This window comes from Azospira sp. MPR-LB4 (genome assembly GCF_058809525.1).
In genome coordinates this window covers 2,638,489-2,658,762 of the sequence record NZ_CM179521.1, presented here as the reverse complement: position 1 = coordinate 2,658,762, position 20,274 = coordinate 2,638,489, and the positions used below count along the sequence as shown (strand labels likewise).

At 65.9% G+C, this 20,274-nt stretch carries 14 protein-coding genes; 2 read left to right on the top strand and 12 right to left on the bottom strand.

Features of this window, described 5'->3' with window-relative positions; translation table 11 throughout:
• Positions 1 to 43: 43 nt before the first annotated feature.
• Both icmF and AC3QLZ_RS12485 read right to left on the bottom strand, forming a co-directional pair.
• Positions 44 to 3,325 (bottom strand): fused isobutyryl-CoA mutase/GTPase IcmF, encoded by a 3,282-nt coding sequence (icmF, locus tag AC3QLZ_RS12490; RefSeq protein ID WP_014236208.1) that lies wholly within the window; start codon positions 3,323 to 3,325, stop codon positions 44 to 46.
• A gap of 64 nt (positions 3,326 to 3,389) precedes the next feature.
• The gene (locus AC3QLZ_RS12485) at positions 3,390 to 3,851 is read right to left on the bottom strand and encodes a PaaI family thioesterase (protein ID WP_014236207.1); all 462 of its coding nucleotides are present in this window, start codon (positions 3,849 to 3,851) and stop codon (positions 3,390 to 3,392) included.
• A 146-nt stretch (positions 3,852 to 3,997) separates the two neighbouring features.
• On the opposite strand from AC3QLZ_RS12485, the gene AC3QLZ_RS12480 reads away from it, so the two are divergent.
• Positions 3,998 to 5,083, top strand: coding sequence for an AraC family transcriptional regulator (locus AC3QLZ_RS12480; RefSeq protein WP_014236206.1), 1,086 nt, complete (start codon positions 3,998 to 4,000; stop codon positions 5,081 to 5,083).
• Here the strand turns inward: AC3QLZ_RS12480 and AC3QLZ_RS12475 are convergent.
• The 10 genes from AC3QLZ_RS12475 to AC3QLZ_RS12430 all read right to left on the bottom strand — a co-directional run bounded on the left by AC3QLZ_RS12475 (position 5,074) and on the right by AC3QLZ_RS12430 (position 18,983).
• Positions 5,074 to 6,081 (bottom strand): hypothetical protein, encoded by a 1,008-nt coding sequence (locus AC3QLZ_RS12475; protein ID WP_014236205.1) that lies wholly within the window; start codon positions 6,079 to 6,081, stop codon positions 5,074 to 5,076. The two genes, AC3QLZ_RS12480 and AC3QLZ_RS12475, sit on opposite strands and share 10 nt — an antisense overlap.
• 81 nt (positions 6,082 to 6,162) lie before the next feature.
• Positions 6,163 to 7,989: a glutamine--fructose-6-phosphate transaminase (isomerizing) gene (gene glmS, locus AC3QLZ_RS12470; protein WP_014236204.1), complete on the bottom strand. Its 1,827-nt coding sequence runs from the start codon at positions 7,987 to 7,989 to the stop codon at positions 6,163 to 6,165.
• A gap of 3 nt (positions 7,990 to 7,992) precedes the next feature.
• On the bottom strand, positions 7,993 to 8,301 hold the full coding sequence (locus AC3QLZ_RS12465) for a hypothetical protein (protein ID WP_014236203.1): 309 nt from the start codon (positions 8,299 to 8,301) through the stop codon (positions 7,993 to 7,995).
• 9 nt (positions 8,302 to 8,310) lie between these two features.
• Positions 8,311 to 9,669: a bifunctional UDP-N-acetylglucosamine diphosphorylase/glucosamine-1-phosphate N-acetyltransferase GlmU gene (gene glmU / locus AC3QLZ_RS12460; RefSeq protein WP_014236202.1), complete on the bottom strand. Its 1,359-nt coding sequence runs from the start codon at positions 9,667 to 9,669 to the stop codon at positions 8,311 to 8,313.
• 57 nt (positions 9,670 to 9,726) lie between these two features.
• A complete protein-coding gene (locus AC3QLZ_RS12455) occupies positions 9,727 to 10,416 on the bottom strand; it encodes a YEATS-associated helix-containing protein (RefSeq protein WP_238526336.1) in 690 nt (229 codons plus the stop codon).
• A 132-nt stretch (positions 10,417 to 10,548) separates the two neighbouring features.
• Positions 10,549 to 12,015 carry a glutamate synthase subunit beta gene (locus tag AC3QLZ_RS12450; RefSeq protein ID WP_014236200.1) on the bottom strand — a complete coding sequence of 489 codons (1,467 nt, stop codon included), beginning with the start codon at positions 12,013 to 12,015 and terminating at the stop codon, positions 10,549 to 10,551.
• A complete protein-coding gene (locus AC3QLZ_RS12445) occupies positions 12,016 to 16,713 on the bottom strand; it encodes a glutamate synthase-related protein (RefSeq protein WP_014236199.1) in 4,698 nt (1,565 codons plus the stop codon).
• 265 nt (positions 16,714 to 16,978) lie between these two features.
• The gene (gene aroB / locus AC3QLZ_RS12440) at positions 16,979 to 18,073 is read right to left on the bottom strand and encodes a 3-dehydroquinate synthase (protein WP_014236198.1); all 1,095 of its coding nucleotides are present in this window, start codon (positions 18,071 to 18,073) and stop codon (positions 16,979 to 16,981) included.
• On the bottom strand, positions 18,070 to 18,642 hold the full coding sequence (locus AC3QLZ_RS12435) for a shikimate kinase (protein ID WP_014236197.1): 573 nt from the start codon (positions 18,640 to 18,642) through the stop codon (positions 18,070 to 18,072). The genes aroB and AC3QLZ_RS12435 overlap by 4 nt, the downstream gene beginning before the upstream one ends.
• A complete protein-coding gene (locus AC3QLZ_RS12430; RefSeq protein ID WP_014236196.1) occupies positions 18,639 to 18,983 on the bottom strand; it encodes a hypothetical protein in 345 nt (114 codons plus the stop codon). Before AC3QLZ_RS12430 ends, AC3QLZ_RS12435 begins: the two co-directional genes overlap by 4 nt.
• Positions 18,984 to 19,098: 115 nt before the next feature.
• On the opposite strand from AC3QLZ_RS12430, the gene AC3QLZ_RS12425 reads away from it, so the two are divergent.
• A complete protein-coding gene (locus AC3QLZ_RS12425) occupies positions 19,099 to 20,256 on the top strand; it encodes a UbiH/UbiF family hydroxylase (RefSeq protein WP_014236195.1) in 1,158 nt (385 codons plus the stop codon).
• The last annotated feature ends 18 nt before the right edge of the window (positions 20,257 to 20,274 follow it).

The following is a 20,274-nucleotide window of genomic DNA, read 5'->3' as shown; positions in this document are numbered from 1 at the left end:
GTACAGGCGGCCCGCCCGGGCCGCGGCTGCCCCGGCCGGGGCCTTACATGCTGCGCCGGTACTGGCCGCCCACCTCGTAGAGGGCACCGGTGATCTGGCCTAGGGAGCAGACCCGCACCGCCTCCACCAGCACGGCGAAGACGTTGCCGTTCTCGATCACCGTCTGCTTCAGCTTGGCCAGCATGGCCGGTGCCTTGTCGGCATTGCGCTGGTGGAAGTCCTTGAGGCGGGCGATCTGGGACTGCTTCTCCTCTTCGGTGGAACGGGCCAGCTCGATCTCCACCTGGGCGCTGCCCTTGGGATTCAAGAAGGTGTTTACGCCGATGATGGGGTAGGAGCCGTCGTGCTTCTTGTGCTCGTAGTAGAGCGACTCTTCCTGGATCTTGCCGCGCTGGTAGCCGGTTTCCATGGCACCGAGGACGCCGCCGCGGGAGGCGATGGCCTCGAACTCCTTGAGCACGGCCTCTTCCACCAGGTCGGTCAGCTCATCGATGATGAAGGCGCCCTGGTTGGGGTTCTCGTTCTTGGCGACACCCCATTCCCGGTTGATGATGAGCTGGATGGCCATGGCGCGGCGCACCGACTCTTCGGTCGGGGTGGTGATGGCCTCGTCGTAGGCGTTGGTGTGCAAGGAGTTGCAGTTGTCGTAGATGGCGATGAGGGCCTGCAGCGTGGTGCGGATGTCGTTGAAGTCCATCTCCTGGGCATGCAGGGAACGGCCGGAAGTCTGGATGTGGTACTTCAGCTTCTGGCTGCGCTCGTTGGCGCCGTACTTGTTCTTCATGGCCACGGCCCAGATGCGGCGCGCCACCCGGCCGATGACGGAGTATTCCGGGTCCATGCCGTTGGAGAAGAAGAAGGACAGGTTGGGCGCGAAGTCGTCGATGTGCATGCCCCGGGCCAGGTAGGACTCCACGTAGGTGAAGCCGTTGGCCAGGGTGAAGGCCAGCTGGGAGATAGGGTTCGCACCCGCTTCGGCGATGTGGTAACCGGAGATGGAGACCGAGTAGAAGTTCTGCACCTGGTTGTGCACGAAAAACTCCTGGATGTCGCCCATCATCTTCAGGGCGAACTCGGTTGAGAAGATGCAGGTGTTCTGGCCCTGGTCTTCCTTGAGGATGTCGGCCTGCACCGTGCCGCGCACGGAGGCCAGCACCCACTCGCGGATCTTCTCGGCTTCGTCTTCCGTGGGCTCGCGGCCGTTGTCGGCGCGGAACTTGTCCAGCTGCTGGTCGATGGCGGTGTTGAAGAAGCAGGCCAGGATGATGGGTGCCGGACCGTTGATGGTCATGGAGACGGAGGTGGTGGGGCAGACCAGGTCGAAGCCCGAGTACAGCACCTTCATGTCGTCCAGGGTGGCAATGGAAACGCCGGAGTTGCCGATCTTGCCGTAGATGTCGGGACGCACATCCGGGTCGCAGCCGTACAGGGTGACGGAGTCGAAGGCGGTGGACAGGCGGTGGGCCGGCATGCCTTCAGACACCTTCTTGAAGCGGCGGTTGGTGCGGAAGGCATCGCCCTCGCCGGCAAACATGCGGGTGGGGTCCTCACCCTCGCGCTTGAAGGCAAAGACGCCGGCGGTGTAGGGGAAGGAGCCGGGGACGTTTTCCTTCATCAGGAAACGCAGGGTCTCGCCATCGTCGGTGAAGCGGGGCAGCACCACCTTCTTGATCTTGGTGCCGGAGAGGGACTCGGAGACCAGCTTGGTGCGGATTTCCTTGTCGCGGATTTTCACCACGTACTCGTCGCCGGAGTAGGCCTTGACCGTGTCGGGCCACATGTCGAGCAGTTTCTTGGCCTTGGCGTCCAGCTCGCTTTCCTTGCAGGCGATGAGCTCGTCGAACTTGGGCAGGGCGGCCTTGGCAGCCTCGTCGTAGCTGTTGAAGAGGTCCTTGGAAATGCGCAGGGACTGGCGCTCCCGGGCGATCTTCACCTGCTCTTCGGTATGCTTGTGGTAGGCGCGCAGGGTGTCGGCGATCTCGGCCAGGTAACGGGTGCGCTCCACCGGCACGATGGCGCGGCCGCGGGAGGATTCCTTGACCGTCACCACGGGCAGCTTGCCGGCCTTGGCCTTGAGGCCGAACTCCACCAGCTTGGGCAGGATGGCCTGGTACAAGGCGGTAACGCCGTCGTCGTTGAAGCGGGCGGCCATGGTGCCGAACACGGGCATTTCGTCGGGGGACTGGGTGAACAGCTCCCGATTGCGCTGGTACTGCTTGCGCACGTCGCGCAGGGCATCTTCGGCGCCCTTGCGGTCGAACTTGTTGATGGCGACGAAATCGGCAAAGTCCAGCATGTCGATCTTCTCGAGCTGGGAAGCAGCACCGAACTCGGGGGTCATGACGTAGAGGGAGGCATCCACCAGGGGCACGATGGCGGCGTCGCCCTGGCCGATGCCGGAGGTCTCGACGATGATGAGGTCGAAACCGGAAAGCTTGCAGGCGGCGATGACCTCGGGCAGGGCGGCGGAAATCTCGGAACCGGTCTCCCGGGTGGCCAGGGAGCGCATGAAGATGTTGGGATGCTCGATGGCATTCATGCGGATGCGGTCGCCCAGCAGGGCGCCGCCGGTGCGCTTGCGCGAGGGGTCGATGGAGATGATGGCCAGCTTGAGCCCGTCTTCCTGGTCCAGGCGGAAGCGGCGCACCAGTTCGTCGGTGAGGGAGGACTTGCCGGCACCGCCGGTACCGGTGATGCCCAGGGTCGGGGTGGTGGCCACCAGAGCGGCGGCTTCGACGATCTGCTTGCGCAGGCCTTCGGGGTAGGCGCCGTTTTCCAGGGCGGAGACGATGCGGGCCAGGGCGCGGCGGTTGCCGGACTGCAGGGCCGCCATGACTTCCTCGGGCTTCTGGGGCGCCAGGGTGGTGAGGTTGTAGTCGGACTGCTCCACCACGTCGTTGATCATGCCCTGCAGGCCCAGGTGCTGGCCGTCTTCCGGCGAATAGATGCGGGTCACGCCGTATTCGTGCAGTTCCTTGATCTCGGAGGGCACGATGACGCCGCCGCCGCCGCCGAAGACCTTGATGTTCTCGCCGCCGTTTTCCTTCAGCAGGTCGATCATGTACTTGAAGAACTCGACGTGGCCGCCCTGGTAGGAGGTGATGGCGATGCCCTGCACGTCTTCCTGCAGGGCCGCATTGACGATGTCGCCGACGGAACGGTTGTGGCCCAGGTGGATCACCTCGGAGCCGGTGGACTGCAGGATGCGCCGCATGATGTTGATGGAGGCGTCATGGCCGTCGAAGAGGGAGGCGGCGGTGATGAAGCGCACCTTGTTCTTCGGCTTGTAGGGGACGATTTTCTTGGCGATGGAGAGGTCGGTCATGATGTCGCTCCAATAGGCGGATGGGATGGAGCCGGCGCGGCGGCCGGCGCAGGGTTCGGAAGTATCAGGCGCCGAAGTCGTCGGGCATCTGCAGGGCCACCACTTCGCCGCTGGCCGTGGCCACGCCTTCAGCATAGACGGTGGATTCGATCACCACCTTGCGGCCCTTGATTTCCTTGACGCGGCCGCGGATCTCCAGGGTCACGCCCAGGGGGGTGGGTTTCAGGTACTTGACCAGCAGGGAGCCGGTGACGAAGCGGAACGGGGGCAGGCTGTCCATTTCCCGGCCTTCGGCCCGGTACATGGCGGCCGCGGCGGTGCCGGTGCTGTGGCAGTCGATCAGGGAAGCCAGCAGGCCGCCATAGACGAAGCCGGGCACGGCGGTGTGGTAAGGCTCGGGGGTGTAGCGGGTGACGCTCTCCTCCCCTTCCCAGAAAGTCTTGATGCGGTGGCCGTGGTCGTTGCGGCTGCCACAGCCGTAGCAGTGGGCCACGCTCTCCGGGTAGTAATCCTGAAAGGCTTTCATGGGCAGACCGGCTTTCTCGACGTTTTTCTAAGAATGGCGACATCTTAAAAAGTCCGCCGGCCCAGGGCCATTGCCCGCCATGCCGCAAATCGTGCAAAATCCGCCAATATGGAATTTCAACCAATTCACGGTGTTGCAGGGCAGCAATGAGCAACCCTGACAAAATCGCCAGCTCCCTGCCCCGCCCCCGGGCCACCGTGGCCATGGGCTTCGTCCAGGGCATGCTGGCCGGGGTCACGGCCCGCGGCGGCGATGCCGGCCCCCTGCTGGAGCGGGCCGGCATCGGCCGGGAGGTGCTGCACCGGCCGGATGTGCGGGTGCCGGTGGAGCGTTACGCCGCCCTCTACAACCTGCTCATCGCCGAACTCGGCGACGAGGGTTTTGCCCTTTTTTCCACGCCCTTGCCGCCGGGCACCTTCGAATTTCTCTGCCGCAGCGTCATCAGCGCACCGACCCTGGGCGAGGCCCTGCAACGCAGCACCCGCTTCCTGGGGCTGGTGCTGCATGATCTGTCGGTGCATCTGGAAAGCGGGAGCGCCGGTCAGGCCCTGCTGCGCATCCGGGAGGAGCGCCCCCTGGCCGTCGGCCGGGTCTTTGCCTTTGAATGGCTGCTGCGCCTGCTGCACGGCCTGGCCTCCTGGCTGGCGGGGCGCAGCATCGTCCTGGAGCGGGTCCAGTTCCCCTACCCGCGCCCGGCCCATGCGGACGACTATGCCCTGATCTACACCGCCCAGTCGGACTTTGCCGCCGATTCCCTGGCCGCCAGCTTCTCCGCCACCCTGCTGGACCTGCCCATCCGCCGCGATGAGGCGGCCCTGGCCAGCTTTCTTGAAGGCTCCCCGGGCAAGATCACCACCCTCTACCGGCGGGACCGGGAAATGGTGCTGCGGGTGCGCGACATCCTGCGCGCGGCCCTGCCGGAACTGCCCGATCTGGACGGCGTCGCCCGCCAGCTCAACCTGTCGCCCCGCACCCTGCACCGGCGCCTGGAGGAGGAAGGCTCCAGCTTCCGCGCCATCAAGGATGCCCTGCGCCGGGACCTGGCCCTGTCGCGCCTGACCAAGACCAGCCAGCCCCTGGGCCAGATTGCCGCCGACCTGGGCTTTGCCGACCCCTCGGCCTTCTTCCGCGCCTTCGTCTCCTGGACCGGCACCTCGCCCAGCCAGTACCGCAAGCGCCTGCGGGCCCAGAAGGAGCGCCCCGGCAACGGCCAGGAACCGTCTCAGGCCTGAGTGTTCACCGTGGCGCCGGCCACGGCGGCAACTGCGGCACCGGCATCGCCCATGCCACCCACGTCGATATAGACCTGGGGCACACTGGCGACGCCGTCGCCCCCCTGCCCCATCAACTGGTCCAGCTTGGCCATGCTTTCCTGGATGCTGCGCACATCCTTGTCCTGCTGTCCGAGTTTCTGCTTGAGCAGGGCGACAACAGCCTTGAGCACCTTGCGCGCCTCTTCCAGGGCCTTGCGCAAAGCCTTGTCCGCATCGGACTGGCCGCCGCTCCTGACCCCCTCCGTGGCGCCCCGGCTTTCGCCGGCCCTCTTGTCTTCGGCCTTTTGCTCCGGATCGGCAGCTACCGCGGCCGCAGCTTCCGCTTCGGCTTCTGCACCGGCTCCGCTGGCTGCCGCGGCCGACTCATCGGCCGCCCCTGCCTCTGCGCTGTCGGCCTCGTCACCGCCCGTATCGGCCTGGGCCTCTGCCGCAGTCGCCTGGGCCACGGCGCTCTGGGCCGGTCCATCTGCCTTCCCCTGGGCCGCATCGCTGCCGACACTGGTGGTTTGACTGGCTGAACTGTCCGAACTGCTCACGGACAGATTGGCCGACGCGCCCGAACCGCCGCTGTTGCCGCCCAGATTGCCGGCCAGGGAAGCAAGTTCCTTGGCGATGCTGCGGACCTGCCGGGCCAGCGCCTTGGCCTGCTCCGGCGTCGCCCCGGCCAGCATGGACTTGAGCATCTGCAGCCGCCTTTTCAGCATTTCGGCCTTGTCGGCCGCCGCCTGCTTGCGGGTCTCCTGGGCCGACGGCATGGAGCGCAGCTGTTGCAGTAAACTGCTCATCTGCCGCGCCCGCTCTGATTGTCGCTTGGCCTGCTCGTCTTCCTTGGGCGAGAGGATGGACTGGGCCAGGGCTTTGGCACTTTCCCTCGCCTCGTCCGCCCCTCCCTGTCGTTCGCTGCGCTTGGCGGAAGCGGCAGACGCGGTCGTCCAGCTAAGGGAAGTGATTTTCATGGGATATCGCCGGCGAAGAACACATGGCTTGTTAACGGCAATATGCCGGCCGACTTGACCCAAGCCGGCCGGCGGTGGGAATTACTCCACCGTCACCGACTTGGCCAGGTTGCGCGGCTTGTCCACATCGGTGCCCTTGACCAGGGCTGCGTGGTAGGACAGCAGTTGCAGGGGAATGACGTGGAGGATGGGGGAGAGGCGGCCGTAGTGTTCCGGCAGGCGCAGGATATGCACCCCTTCCGACTCGGCGATTTCCGAATCCGCATCGGCGAAGACGTAAAGCTCGCCGCCCCGGGCCTTCACTTCCTGCAGGTTGGACTTGAGCTTCTCCAGCAGCACGTCATTGGGCGCCACGGCGATGACCGGCATGTCCTTGTCCACCAGGGCCAGGGGCCCGTGCTTCAGTTCGCCAGCCGGATAGGCCTCGGCGTGGATGTAGGAAATTTCCTTGAGCTTGAGGGCCCCTTCCAGGGCGATGGGGTAATGGATGCCGCGACCGAGGAAAAGGGCATGCTGCTTCATGGCGAAGCGCTCGGCCCAGGCCTTGATCTGGGGTTCCAGTTCCAGGGCCCTGCCGATGGCGGCGGGCAGGTGGCGCAGGGCCTGCAGCTGGATAGCCTCCTCGGTATCGGAGAGACGACCCTTGAGCTTGGCCAGCACCAGGGTCAGCAGGAACAGGGCTGCCAGCTGGGTGGTGAAGGCCTTGGTGGAAGCCACGCCGATTTCCGGACCGGCACGGGTGATGAAACGCAGGGCGCATTCGCGCACGATGGCCGACTCGGGCACGTTGCACAGGGCCAGGGTACGGTGGTGGCCCAGGGCCTTGGCATGGCGCAGGGCAGCCAGGGTGTCCGCGGTCTCGCCGGACTGGGAAATGGCGATGACCAGCTGGTCCGCCTGGGGCACGGATTCCCGGTAGCGGTATTCGCTGGCCGTTTCCACGGTGCAGGGAATGCCGGCCACGGCTTCGAGCCAGTAGCGGGCCGCCATGCCGGCGTGGCTGGAAGTGCCGCAGGCCAGGATCAGCACCGAGGTGGCACCGCCCAGCAGGGTTTCCGCTTCGGCCCCGAAGAGGCCGGCCTGCAGGCTCTTGGCGCCGCCCACCATTTCCAGGGTGTTGGCCAGGGCGTCGGGCTGCTCGAAGATTTCCTTCTGCATGTAGTGACGGAAGCGGCCCAGTTCCACCGCGTCCGCCGACAGGCTGGAGAGGGCCACCGGCCGCTCCACCGGCGCGCCGTCGGCCCGGGCAACGCGCCAGCTTTCGGGACGCAGTTCGGCCACGTCGCCGTTTTCCAGATAGACAATGCGACGGGTCACTTGCAGCAGGGCGGAGGCATCCGAGGCCGCATAGTTGCCCTGCTCGCCAACACCCAGCAGCAGGGGCGAACCTTCCCGGGCAACGATGACCCGGCCCGGTTCGTCTTCCTTGACCACGGCGATGGCGTAGGCCCCCTGGAGGCGCTGCACCGTGCGGCAGACGGCGCGGAACAAATCAGGCTCGCTCTTCAGGGTATGGTGGATCAGGTGGGCGATGGTTTCCGTATCGGTCTCGGAGGAGAAGCTATAACCCAGGGCCGACAGTTCGGCGCGCAGGGACTCGTAGTTCTCGATGATGCCGTTGTGCACCACCGCCAGACCTTCGGAGATGTGGGGATGGGCGTTGCGCTCGGAAGGCACGCCATGGGTGGCCCAGCGGGTGTGGGCGATGCCGGTCTCGCTGGTGGCGCCGGTGCTGTCGGCCTGGGCCGCCAGTTCGGCCACCCGGCCGACGCTGCGCAGGCGTTGCAGGCCACCGTTGAGGATGGCCAGGCCGGCGGAGTCGTAACCCCGGTACTCCAGCTTGCGCAGGCCTTCCAGGAGGACAGGAACGATATTGTTGCGGGCTGCCGCCGCGACGATGCCGCACATGGCTCAGCTCCCCGCCATTTCCAGGGCCCGCTTGGCGAACCAGGGACCCAGGCCGTAGAGGCCGCCCATGGCCAGGGCCATCAGCACGGTGCCGGCCACCAGCTGCTTGCCGGCCTTGGCGCAATCGGCCCAGTGCTTCCAGCAGAAATAGAGGGGCCCCAGCACCGGCACCAGCAGGGCACAGGCGCCCCAGCGCCAGCCGTGGGCGAAGGAGGCGGGAATGGTGTCGATGTAGCCCACCAGGAGCAGCATGCCGCCGCCGGCCACGGCCAGGGCAACGGTCAGTACGTAAAGGGTGAAATAGGCGTCCATGGAACTTCCTTACTTTTTGACTTTTTCGGGGCGCTTCCAGCCGGCCAGGCTGACCTGGCGGGCGCGGGAAACGGTGAGGGAATCGGCGGGGGCGTCCTTGGTCAGGGTGGTGCCGGCCCCCAGGGTGGCACCGCGGCCCACGGTGACCGGGGCCACCAGCTGGGAGTCGGAACCGATGAAGGCATCGTCCTCGATGACGGTGCGGTGCTTGTTGGCGCCGTCGTAGTTGCAGGTGATGGTGCCGGCACCGATGTTGACCCGCTGGCCCACGGTGGCATCGCCCACGTAGGCCAGGTGGTTGGCCTTGGAACCGGGGCCAAGAATGCTGTTCTTCAGTTCGACGAAATTGCCCACATGGGCCTCGGCCCCCAGCTCGGTACCCGGCCGCAGGCGGGCGTAGGGACCGACGATGGCATCGGGTCCGACGACGGCCCCTTCCAGGTGGCTGAAGGCAGCAATGCGGGCGCCGGCCTTGACCGTGACGTTCTTCAGGACGCAGTAGGGACCGATGTCCACGGCTTCCTCCAGCACCACCTCGCCTTCGAAGACGCAGCCCACGTCGATGGCCACGTCGCGGCCGCAGCGGAGCTGGCCGCGCACGTCGAGCCGGGCCGGGTCGGCCAGGCGCACGCCCTGCTCCAGCAGGCCGTGGGCCAGGCGCAACTGATAGACCCGCTCCAGCTCGGCCAGCTGCACCTTGCTATTGACTCCGGCCACCTCCCATTCGCCTTCCGGCTGGGCCGTATGCACCGGCACCCCGTCCGCCACCGCCAGGGCCACCACGTCGGTCAGGTAGTACTCGCCCTGGGCATTGTCGTTGGAGAGGCGGGACAGCCAGTCCTTAAGGCGGGCCGTGGGCAAAGCCATGATGCCCGTGTTGGTTTCCCGTACCAGGCGCTCGGCCGGGGTGGCATCCTTTTCCTCGACGATGCGCTGCACCCGGCCGGCGCTGTCGCGGATGATGCGCCCGTAGCCCTTGGGATTTTCCAGATCCACCGTCAGTACCGCCAGGCCGTCGCCGGCGGCCTGCACCAGCCGCTGCAGGGTGGTGGCCTGGATCAGGGGCACATCGCCGTAAAGCACCAGGGTCATGCCCTCGCCATCCAGCAGGGGCAGAGCCTGCATCACCGCGTGGCCGGTGCCCAGCTGGGGTTCCTGCACGGCACAGGCCACATCGGCTGCAGCCAGGGCGCTGCGCACCACTTCGCCGCCGTGGCCCACTACCAGGCAGATACGGGACTGGCCCAGATGGCGGGCGGTATCCAGGACGTGGGCAGCCAGGGCCTTGCCGGCAATGGGATGAAGCACCTTGGGCAGATGGGAATGCATGCGCTTTCCCTGGCCGGCGGCGAGGATGACGATATTCATGGGACTTTTCCGCGATACAGAAGCGACACGGCCGCCGGGGCGGCCATGGGGAGGGGATCAGGCGCTTTTCTTCTCTTCCTGGCCGGAGAGGATGTCGCCGAGGAGCTGTTTGCCCTTGTTGGAAACAAACCAGTGCAGCACGTTCTTTTCGTTGATGCGGGTTTCGATGATGCCGAGGTTCTTCAGCACGGTCAGACGCTGGCTGATCAGCTCCCGGCCCAGACCGGTCTTTTCGGCCAGGCCGGCCAGATTGCCGTACACGTAGTTCTCTTCGGCAATGGCGCGCACCAGTTCGACGTCGTTGTAGGACAGGGCTTCCTTCGGCAGTTCCTTGACCACGGCTTCTTGGGCTTCCGGGACCGCCTCCGGCTTGCGCTCCTGCAACTGGCGCACGTCGTCCTTGACCAGGTCGAGCTGGGACAGCAGCTTGTTGGCCATGTTTTCGAACAGGCGGCGGGAAACCACCACATAGAGCAGGCAGAAGCCGGCCAGGACGAAGAAATCCACCGGACGGGTGCGGGCCCCTTCGAGCAGATTGCTGGAGATCATGTTGAGGAAAAGAGGCACGGTCAGGGCCGCCACCATGCCCAGCAGCGGATACTTCAGCCACTCGCGCACCTCGGGTTCCACCTGGCGGTCGCGCAGGAAAAAGTTGGCGATGCCACCGAGAATGCCGGCGACGACGAGGATGCCGAGGATGATCAGGAGATGCCCGTCGAGGGCACCGAAAGTTTGGCTTACTTGCATCGCTTTTTGCAGTTCCATGTCCATGGGGCCTCCCGTCCCGCGCAGACCGTAATATGCCACAGGGGAAGACCCCTGCAAAACAAAACCCCGCCACGGGGGCGGGGTTTTCTGTCGTGCCGTTTTCCGGATGCCTCAGCGGGGCAGTTCGGAAGCGCCGGTCAGGAAGGCATCGACCTCCCGCGCGGCCTGACGGCCTTCGCGGATGGCCCACACCACCAGGGACTGGCCGCGGCGCACGTCGCCGGCAGCGAAGACCTTGGGCACGTTGGTGGCGTAGCAGCCGGCACCGTCGGTGGTCGCCTTGGCGTTGCCGCGGGCATCCTTGTCCACACCGAAGGCTTCCAGCAGGCCGGCCACCGGATTGGTGAAGCCCATGGCCAGCAGCACCAGGTCGGCGGGAATCTCGAACTCGGAACCGGCCACTTCCACCATCTTGCCGTCCTTCCACTCCACGCGCACTGCCTTCAGGGCCTTGACGTTGCCGTTGCCGTCACCAATCAGCTCCTTGGTGGACACGGCGAAGTCCCGGGTGCAGCCTTCGTCGTGGGAGGAAGAGGTACGCAGCTTGAGCGGCCAGTAGGGCCAGGTCAGGGCCTTGTTCTCTTCCACCGGGGGCTTGGGCATCACTTCGAACTGGGTGATGGAAGCCGCACCGTGGCGGTTGGAGGTACCGACGCAGTCGGAGCCGGTGTCGCCGCCACCGATGACGACGACGTGCTTGCCGTCGGCGCGGATGGGGTTCTTGCCGTCGCCGGCCACTTCCTTGTTCTGCGGGATGAGGAACTCCAGGGCGTAATGCACGCCCTTCAGTTCCCGGCCCGGCACGGGCAGGTCGCGCGGGACTTCGGAACCGCCGGTCAGCACCACGGCGTCGAATTCCTTGCTCAGCTGCTCGGCAGAAACCACGGTGGTGGCGTCATTGACGATGCCGGCCGGCAGGGTCTTGGTACCGACGATGGTCTTGGTGCGGAAGGTCACGCCCTCTGCCTGCATCTGTTCCATGCGGCGGTCGATCAGGCCCTTCTCCAGCTTGAAGTCGGGGATGCCGTAACGCAGCAGGCCGCCGACCCGGTCGTTCTTCTCGAACACGGTCACGTCGTGACCGGCACGGGCCAACTGCTGGGCAGCAGCCAGGCCGGCGGGACCGCCGCCGACGATGGCAACCTTCTTGCCGGTCTTGACCTTGGCGGGCTGGGGCTTGACCCAACCGTTTTCCCAGGCCTTGTCGATGATGGCGTGCTCGATGGACTTGATGCCCACGGGCGCCTCGTTGATGCCCAGGGTGCAGGCAGCTTCGCAGGGCGCCGGGCAGATGCGGCCGGTGAACTCGGGGAAGTTGTTGGTCGAGTGCAGGACGGCGATGGCCTCTTCCCAGTTGCCGCGGTAAACCAGGTCATTCCAGTCGGGAATGATGTTGTTCACCGGGCAGCCGTTGTTGCAGAAGGGAATGCCGCAATCCATGCAGCGCGCCCCCTGGGTCTTGGCATCGGCGTCGGACAGGTGACCGACGAATTCCTTGTAGTGCTTGAGCCGCGCCTCGACAGGCTCGTAAGCCTCGGACAGACGCTGGAACTCCATGAAACCAGTAGGCTTGCCCATTTATGCGGCCTCCTTCTGCTTGCTGTTCTTGGCGGCGAGTTCCGCCAGAGCGCGGCGGTACTCGTTCGGCATGACCTTGACGAACTTGGCGCGGTAGGTGCTCCAGCCGTCCAGGATCTGCTTGGCCCGGGTGGAACCGGTCATTTCCAGGTGGCGTTCGACCAGACCCTTGAGCAGGGCTTCGTCGGCCATGGCCAGATGGCGGATGTCCACCTTGCCGTGGCTGGTGACGTCGCCAAACTCGCCCAGTTTCTCGGAGGCAGCTTCTTCTTCCGGCACCGGCTCCAAGGCGACCTGGGCCAGGTTGCAGCGGGATTCGAAAGTGCCGTCCTCGTCCAGGACGTAGGCCACGCCACCGGACATGCCGGCAGCGAAGTTGCGGCCGGTCTGGCCCAGCACGACGACGGTGCCGCCGGTCATGTATTCGCAACCGTGGTCGCCCACGCCTTCCACCACCGCGGTGGCACCGGAGTTGCGCACGCAGAAGCGTTCGCCGCCGACACCGTTGAAGAACACTTCACCTTCGATGGCACCGTACAGAACGGTGTTGCCGACGATGATGTTCTCGGCGGTGTTGCCGCGGAAGGCCTTGGGGGCCTTGATGACGATGCGGCCACCGGAGAGGCCCTTGCCCACGTAGTCGTTGCCTTCGCCAGTCAGCTCGAAAGTCACGCCCTTGGCCAGGAAGGCGCCAAAGCTCTGGCCGGCGGTACCGGTCAGATTCACGTGGATGGTGTCATCCGGCAGACCGGCGTGGCCGTAACGCTTGGCCACCTCACCGGCCAGCATGGCGCCGGCGGTGCGGTTCACGTTGATGATCTCGGTGTTGATCACCACCTTCTCGCCCTTTTCCAGGGCGGGCTTGGCCTGCTCGATCAGCTTGTGGTCGAGGGCCTTGCCCAGGTTGTGGTCCTGGGTCTCGCAGTGCAGACGAGCTACGTCGGCACCCACGGGCGGCATGTAGAAGATCTTGGAGTAATCCAGGCCACGGGCCTTCCAGTGCTCCACACCGGCGCGCATGTCGAGCAGGTCGGCACGGCCGATCAGGTCGTCCAGCTTGCGGATGCCCATGGAGGCCATGATCTCGCGCACTTCTTCGGCAACGAAGAAGAAGTAGTTCACCACGTGCTCCGGCTGGCCGGAGAACTTGGCACGCAGGGTCGGGTCCTGGGTGGCCACGCCAACCGGGCAGGTGTTGAGGTGGCACTTGCGCATCATGATGCAGCCTTCCACCACCAGGGGAGCGGTAGCGAAGCCGAACTCGTCGGCACCCAGCAGGGCGCCGATGACCACGTCGCGGCCGGTCTTCATCTGGCCGTCCACCTGGACGCGGATGCGGCCACGCAGACGGTTCAGCACCAGGGTCTGCTGGGTTTCGGCCAGGCCGAGTTCCCAGGGAGTGCCGGCGTGCTTGATGGAGGACAGGGGGGATGCACCGGTACCGCCGTCATGGCCGGCGATCACCAGGTGATCGGCCTTGGCCTTGGAGACGCCGGCAGCCACGGTACCCACGCCCACTTCGGACACCAGCTTGACGGAGATGGAGGACACCGGATTCACGTTCTTCAGATCGTGGATCAGCTGGGCCAAGTCTTCGATGGAGTAGATGTCGTGGTGCGGCGGGGGGGAAATCAGGCCGACGCCGGGCACGGAGTGACGCAGGGCACCGATGTACTCGGAAACCTTGTGGCCGGGCAGCTGGCCGCCTTCACCGGGCTTGGCGCCCTGGGCCATCTTGATCTGGATCTGGTCCGCATTGGCCAGGTACTCGGCGGTAACGCCGAAGCGGCCGGAAGCCACCTGCTTGATGGCGGAACGCAGGGAGTCGCCTTCCTTCAGTTCCAGATCGCGGGCGATACGGCCGGCACCGATGATCTCGGACAGCTTCTGGCCAGCCTTCACCGGCTTGAAGCGGTTGGCATCCTCGCCACCTTCACCGGTGTTGGACTTGCCGCCGATGCGGTTCATGGCCACGGAAAGGGTGGTGTGGGCCTCGGTGGAGATGGAGCCCAGGGACATGGCGCCAGTGGCGAAGCGCTTGACGATTTCCTTGGCGGGTTCCACTTCTTCCAGGGGCACCGGAGCGCCGGCCGACTTGATCTCGAACAGACCGCGCAGCGTCAGGTGACGCTTGGACTGGTCGTTGATGATCTTGGCGTACTCCTTGTAGGTGTCCATCTTGCCGGAGCGGGTGGAGTGCTGCAGCTTGGCGATGGCATCCGGGGTCCACATGTGGTCTTCGCCGCGGACACGGAAGGCGTATTCGCCGCCGGTCTCCAGGCTCTCGGCCAGCACGGGGTCGCTGCTGAAAGCGGCACGGTGCACACGCAGGGCCTCTTCGGCCACCTGCAGGATGCCGATCCCTTCCACCTGGGTGGCGGTGCCGGCGAAGTACTTCTTCACCAGTTCGGAGGAAAGGCCGATGGCTTCGAAGATCTGGGCGCCACAGTAGGACTGGTAGGTGGAAATGCCCATCTTGGACATGACCTTGTTCAGCCCCTTGTTGACGGCCTTGATGAAGCGCTTCTGGGCGTCGTAGGCGGTGACGTTGCCCGGCAGGTTGCCGGCGATCTCGGCCAGGGTGTCCATAGTCAGCCAGGGACAGACGGCTTCGGCGCCATAACCGGCGAGCAGGGCGAAGTGGTGGGTTTCCCGGGCGGAACCGGTATCCACCACCAGGCCGGTGGAAGTACGCAGACCCTTCTTCACCAGGTGGTGATGCACAGCGGAAGTGGCAAGCAGGGCGGGGATCGGCGCCTTCTCGGCACAGACGCCGCGGTCGGACAGGATCAGCACGTTGTAGCCGTCGGCCACGCTCTTCTCGGCGGCGGCGCAGACGGCCTCCAGGGCCTTCTCGCAACCGGCGGCGCCTTCGGCGGCAGGCCAGGTGATGTCCAGCACCAGGGACTTGTAACGGCCCGAGGTGGAACGGTCGATGGCGCGCAGCTTGGCCAGGTCGGCGTTGGTCAGCACCGGCTGGTGCACTTCCAGACGCAGGGGCGGATTGGTTTCATCCACGCCCAGCAGGTTCGGCTTGGGACCGATGAAGCTGGTCAGGGACATGACGATCTCTTCCCGGATGGGGTCGATCGGCGGGTTGGTCACCTGGGCGAACAGCTGCTTGAAGTAGTTGTAGAGCGGCTTTTCCTTGTTGGAAAGCACGGTCAGGGGGCTGTCGTTACCCATGGAGCCGGTGGCTTCCTCACCCTGGGCAGCCATGGGCTGCAGGATGAACTTCACGTCTTCCTGGGTAAAGCCGAAGGCCTGCTGCTGGTCGAGCAGGGGCACGTCGGCCTTGGGCGCCTCGCTGCCGGCTTCCGGCAGGTCGCCGAGGAAGTAGCGGGATTCTTCAATCCACTTGCGGTAGGGCTTGGCGCCGGAAAGGGACTTCTTCAGCTCGGAGTCGTCGATGATGCGGCCCTGTTCCATGTCGATCAGGAACATCTTGCCGGGCTGCAGGCGCCACTTCTTGACGATCTTCTCCTGCGGGAAGGTCAGCACGCCCATTTCGGAGGCCATCAGCACCAGGTCGTCCTCGGTCACCAAATAGCGGGCGGGACGCAGACCGTTGCGGTCCAGGGTGGCGCCGATCTGGCGGCCGTCGGTGAAAGCCACGGCGGCGGGGCCGTCCCACGGTTCCATCAGGGCGGCGTGGTACTCGTAGAAGGCGCGACGCTCTTCATCCATGAGGGGATTGCCGGCCCAGGCTTCGGGGATCAGCATCATCATGGCCTGGGCCATGGAGTAACCACCCATGACCAGCAGTTCCAGCGCGTTGTCGAAACAGGCGGAGTCGGACTGGCCGTCCACGATCAGGGGCCACAGCTTGTCCAGGTCTTCCTTCAGCCACTTGGAGGACATGGCCTTCTGGCGGGCCTTCATCCAGTTCACGTTGCCGCGCACGGTGTTGATTTCACCGTTGTGGGCAATCATGCGGAAGGGGTGGGCCAGATCCCAGGTGGGGAAGGTGTTGGTGGAGAAGCGCTGGTGCACCAGGGCCAGGGCGGAGACGAGGCGCTCGTCCTGCAGGTCCAGGTAGTACTCGCCCACCTGATGGGCCAGCAGCATGCCCTTGTAGTTGATGGTGCGGGAGGACAGGGACGGGATGTAGAACTGCTTGCCGTCGTCCAGCTTCAGCTTGCGCACGGCATGCTCGACCCGCTTGCGGATGACGAACAGCTTGCGTTCGAAGGCGTCCTGGTCGCCGACGTTCTCGCCCTTGGCGATGAACACCTGGCGCATGACCGGCTCGATCTCGCGGGCAGCGGCAGCCAGGCCGGCATTGTCCCGGGGCACGTCGCGCCAGCCGAGGAAGGTCTGGCCTTCTTCGTGCACGATGCGGGCCACGGCGGATTCGGCGGCGGCACGACCGTTGGAGGACTGGGGCAGGAACACGATACCGCAGGCGTACTCGCCTTCCTTGGGCAGGTTGATGCCCAGTTTGGCGGCTTCGGCACGCAGGAAGGCATCGGGCATCTGAATCAGGATGCCGGCGCCATCACCCAGCAGCGGGTCATAACCGGTAGCGCCGCGGTGGTCGAGGTTTTTCAGGATCAACAGACCCTGTTCAACGATACCGTGGCTCTTCTTGTTCTTGATATGGGCAACGAAACCGACGCCGCAGGCATCCTTTTCGTTGGCCGGGTCGTACAGGCCCTGCCGCCCGGGAACGGCCCCACCAGGGACAACACTATCCATCACGCTAGAGTCCTTTTTATGAATTAAGACTGCCGCCTGGATAAACCGAACGGCGTCAAAAAAGCCGGTGCGGACGGCACCGGCCTTTTCTGTGCAAAAAGCAACACTATAGTGTAGCCCGAAAACCGTGAGCCATCAAGGCTTTGCCCAACAATGCCCCGATCGCCCGCCAGTACTCAAACCCGACCTGCACTCCTGGGAAGTCACACTAAAGTGATAGCCAGCTTTTGACCAACGCACCATACCCCATTTGGTGCACCGGATTTCAGGCGGCAGACACCCGGGCGGCAATGGCGGCGGCTATCTGCTCGTCGCTGGCCGCATCGCTCACCACCGCATCGCCGATGCCGCGGAACAGCACCAGGCGCAGCTTGCCCGCTTCCACCTTCTTGTCGTGGCGCATCAATTCCAGGTAACGCTCCACCCCCAGGTCCGGACCGCTGACGGGCAAGCCGGCCAGACGGAAGACGGACTCCACCCGGGCCACCTCGGCCGGACCGATCCAGCCGAGACGGGCCGACAGTTCCGCCGCCATCACCGTTCCGGCCGCCACGGCCTCGCCATGGAGCCAGACGCCGTAACCCAGGCCGGTCTCGATGGCATGGCCGAAGGTATGCCCCAGGTTGAGCAGGGCCCGCTCACCCGTTTCCCGCTCGTCCCGGGCCACCACCTCGGCCTTGTGGGCGCAGGAGCGATACACGGCCTCGGCCAGCAGGGCCTTGTCCCGTGCCAGCAGGCCGGGCAGGCTGGACTCGATCCAGCCCAGGAACTGGGGATCCCGGATCAGGCCGTACTTGATCACCTCGGCCAGGCCGGCCTTCAGTTCCCGTTCCGGCAGGGTGTCCAGGGTATCGATGTCGGCCAGCACCAGCTTGGGCTGGTAGAAGGCGCCGATCATGTTCTTGCCCAAGGGGTGATTGATGGCCGTCTTGCCGCCCACCGAAGAGTCCACCTGGGACAGCAGGGTGGTGGGCACCTGGATGAAGGGCATGCCGCGCTGGTAGCAGGCGGCGGCAAAACCGGTGGTGTCGCCGATGACCCCGCCGCCCAGGGCGATCAGGGTGGTGGAACGTTCGGCCCGGCTTTCCAGCAGGGCGTCGAAAATCCGGTTGAGGGTCGGCCAGTCCTTGAACTCCTCCCCATCGGGCAGCACCACCTGGGAAACGGCCACGCCATTGGCCCGCAGCAGGGCCGCCAGGGGCTCCAGATAAAGGGGCGCCACGGTCTCGTTGCTGACGATGACCGCCTTCTTGCGCCCCAGGTGGGGCAGGATCAGGTCGGCGCGCTGCAGCAGGCCGCTGCCGATGTGGATGGGATAGGAGCGGTCGCCCAGGGCGACCTGCAGGGTTTGCTGAGTCATGGCGTGGAAGGCGTTGGCGGTGCGGGAGCCGGCTCGACGCCCACCAGGGGCGCCGACTGGGTGACGCGCAGCAGGAGCTGCACCGAGGCGTTGGCGGAGTGGGAAGAGGCGTCGATGACCATGTCCGCCACCTCCCGGTAGAGGGGGTCCCGTTGCACATAGAGCTGGCGCAGCCGCCCCAGGGGATCGGCCACCTGCAGCAGGGGACGGTTACGGTCGTTGCGGGTGCGGGCATAGAGCAGCTCGGGCGGGGCGCAGAGATAGACGACGAAGCCGCCGGCCTTGATGGCCTCCCGGTTCTCGGGGCTGAGCACGACGCCGCCGCCGGTGGCCATGACCAGGCCGCTTTCCCGGGACAGGTCCTCGATCACCATGGACTCCCGCTTGCGGAAGCCGGCCTCGCCCTCGATCTCGAAAATCACCGGAATGGAAACGCCGGTACGGCTTTCCACCTCATGGTCGGAGTCGACAAAACGCTTCCCCAGGCGCTTGGCCAGGAGACGTCCGATGGTGGTCTTGCCGGCCCCCATGAGGCCCACCAGAATTATGTTGTCTTGCTTGGTTTTCACCCGGCCATTGTACCAGCAGGCGCCCCGGCCCAAATGCCCACCAGGGCCCGCCGGCCGCGCTTGGCCAACTTGCCGGCCCGGCGCAGGGCTTCCTTCGGCTCCCGGCAGGATTGCTCGACAAAGGCATTGCAGGCAGCCCAGCGCCCCTCCGCCAGGGGCAGCACCGCCACCGCCCGGCCGCCGTCCACCCAGGCCAGGAGACTGAGTTCCGGACGGTCCCAGGAGGCGGCCACCAGTTCCATGCACTCCTCCCGGGGCAGGCCCAGGGCCACCAGGGCATCGATGGGGGAATCGTGCTCGGAACGGAGCACGGCGGGGAAATACTGCAGTTCGCTATCCATGGGCCGCTTCTAACATGGGCCCGCCGCCCGTGGCAACGAGAGGACCGTAAGGGCACCCGTTCTTGTGCTGCCCCGGTGGGGCAGGCACAATCCGGGGCTTCTGGAGTCTCGTCCCATGAAATACGACATCGTTATCGTCGGCGGCGGCCTAGCCGGCCTGGCCTTCGCCTGCGCCCTCAAGGAATCCCGCCTGAAGATCGCCCTGGTGGAAGGCCGCGCCCCGAGCCGGCCCGAAGGCTGGGATGCGCGCATCTACGCCATCAGCCCGGCCAATGCCCGTTTCCTCGCCGACATCGGCGTGTGGAAGCACCTGGACGCCGGCCGCATGGCGCCGGTGCGGGCCATGGAAGTGTATGGCGACGGCGACAGCCGCCTCGACTTCTCCGCCTACCAGAGCGGCGTGCCAGAACTGGCCTGGATTCTCGAGTCCTGCCTGATGGCCCAGGAGCTGTGGGAGAACGTCAAGCGCCAGGGCAATGTGGACATCCTCTGCCCGGCCACGCCCCGGGAACTGGAATTCCGCGCCGACGCCACCCTGCTGCACCTGGAAGACGGCAGCAGCCTCTCCGCCCGTCTGCTGGTGGGGGCCGACGGCCGCGAATCCTGGGTGCGCAACCGGGCCGGCCTCGCCGCCCACTACAGCCCCTACGGCGAAAAGGGCCTGGTGGCCAACTTCAGCACCGAAAAGCCCCACGGCGACATCGCCTATCAGTGGTTCCGCGACGACGGCGTGCTGGCCTACCTGCCCCTGCCGGGCAACCGCATCTCCATCGTCTGGTCCACCCCGGACGCCCACGCCGACGCCCTCGCCGCCCTGCCTGCCGAAGAGCTGTGCGCCCGGGTGGCCGCCGCCGGCAACCACACCCTGGGCCAGCTGGAACTGCTGACGCCGGCCGCCGCCTTCGCCCTCAAGCTGATGCGGGTGCCCGAGCCGACGGCACCGCGCCTGGCCCTGATCGGCGACGCTGCCCACGGCATCCATCCCCTTTCCGGCCACGGCATCAACCTGGGCTACCGGGACGCCAAGACCCTGGCCGAGATCATTGCCGCTGCCGCGCCCTGGCAGGACATCGGCGACGCCCGCCTGCTGGCCCGCTACCGCCGCGCCCGCAAGGAGGAGGTGATGCTGCTGCAGACCACCACCGACGGCCTGCGCCGCCTCTTCCGCGAAGACCTGCCCGGCTTGAAGCCCCTGCGCAATCTGGGCCTCAACCTGGTGAACCGCCTCGGCCCCGTGAAAAGCGCCCTGGTGCGTTACGCCCTCGAATCCTGAAGTTTCCCCACCGGAGTC